Annotated in this window: 1 protein-coding gene; it reads right to left on the bottom strand. The window is 40.9% G+C overall.

The genetic code is table 11. The features are described 5' to 3' along the window. Window positions 1-854: IS256 family transposase (locus tag IIF7_RS20615; protein WP_084843561.1), on the bottom strand; the 854-nt coding region annotated here is incomplete at its 3' end. Window positions 855-910 lie beyond the last annotated feature (56 nt).

Here is a 910-nt window from a genome sequence, read left to right as displayed (position 1 = left end):
ACGGCTCTATACACTTTCTTCAGGTCTTTCATAAACTCCTTCTGATCCTTCGAGGCTACATATTTGAGAGAGTTACGGATTTGGTGTACAATACAAAGCTGCACCTGAGCCTTTGGGTATACGCTTAAGATGGCCTGGGTAAAGCCTTTGAGATTATCTGTACAGGCAATCAGGATATCCTCTAATCCACGGTTATGAAGGTCGGTTAAAACCTGTAGCCAAAAATTAGCACCTTCACTCTCGGAAATGTACATTCCCAGAATTTCCTTTTTTCCTTCTTTTGTAATACCCAGGATGTTATAAAGTGCTTTATGAGTAATCTTCCCATCCACTTTAACCTTATAATGCATGGCATCAAGCCAAACAATGCAGTAGAGGGGGTCTAAAGGACGGCTTTGCCAGGCTTTGATATCAGGAATGATCTGATCGGTAATCTGGCTTAAAATCGTATGGGAAATATCGGTATCATACATCTCCTTAATATGCCCCGAGATGTCACGGTAACTCATCCCAAGTCCATAAAGACCGATGATTTTTTCTGAAAGATTATCCGCCAGGATTGTCTGTCGTTTTTTTACCAGTTCCGGTTGGAAGCTGCTTTGACGGTCTTCAGGGGTTTCAATATCAAAGGAACCAAAGCCACTTTTTAGCTTTTTCTTTCCCTTGCCATTGCGCTTATTCCCTTTGGAGCGCTGTTCACTATCCAAATGGGAGTCCATCTCTGCCTGAAGGGATTTTTCAATGACGTTCTTTAGCATCGGTGCAAAAGCACCGTCGGCTCCAAAAAGGCTTTTGCCAGACATAAACTGGTCAAGAACCTTCTTCTCAAATTCTTGTTGTTCTTTTGTTGTCATAATCTATCTGAATGAAATTAATAAATAATTCTATTCAGACAGAGTTTATTTTACAC

The sequence above is a fragment of the Zunongwangia atlantica 22II14-10F7 genome, assembly GCF_002094855.1.
GTDB lineage: Bacteria > Bacteroidota > Bacteroidia > Flavobacteriales > Flavobacteriaceae > Zunongwangia > Zunongwangia atlantica.
The sequence above is the reverse complement of the archived record's forward strand: the minus strand, read 5'-3'. Positions and strand labels throughout refer to the sequence as shown.